The sequence below is a fragment of the Prevotella sp. S7-1-8 genome (genome assembly GCF_000758925.1).
Taxonomy (GTDB): Bacteria; Bacteroidota; Bacteroidia; order Bacteroidales; family Bacteroidaceae; genus Prevotella.
Genome location: NZ_JRNC01000109.1, coordinates 1 through 548, shown reverse-complemented (window position 1 = coordinate 548; position 548 = coordinate 1). Strand labels below are relative to the sequence as shown.

The 548-nt window shown below is 47.6% G+C and carries 1 protein-coding gene; it reads right to left on the bottom strand.

Annotated features, from left to right (window positions below; translation table 11 throughout):
- A partial coding sequence (locus HMPREF1640_RS11975) for a CHC2 zinc finger domain-containing protein (protein WP_231565917.1) occupies positions 1 to 546 on the bottom strand: 546 nt, incomplete at its 3' end.
- Positions 547 to 548 lie beyond the last annotated feature (2 nt).

Here is a 548-nt window from a genome sequence, read left to right as displayed (position 1 = left end):
GATGTCTTTCGGAGCTATCGTTCCCTTGAACGTTTTATTGTCCCGAAGCTCATAGCCGCCAGAGAGATTGGCAAAGCCGATGGCTTGGTAACATCTGCCCCTTACCTCATAAGTGATACATTTAAGAAATGGCATTGCCTTTTCCAAGTCAATGCAGCGTTCCCTCGCAAGATACTCCTGCAAATGTGGCGGCAGAGTGTCTGATATTTCTATCAGTCTCCTTGCTCCATTTACTGCCATCACAGGCTGGGAATTATTTGGCACGAAGTCTTTACGAGAACTATATGTTATATTATCGGAAGCGTTTTGTTCCAAACAGCGGATGGCTTCCGATAGCGTGCAGCTCTCCAAACGCATACAGAGGTCAATGATACTTCCGCCCCTACCTTCGGCATAGTCTATCCAGAGGTTCTTCTGTGTGTCCACCTTAAAACTCGGATGCGTTTCCTCTCTGAGTGGTGAGCGGTACAGCGCATAGGAAGGTGTCCTACGTACAGGCTTGATGCCTTTCCTTTCAAGATACTCCACGATGGGGTATCGCTTGATGA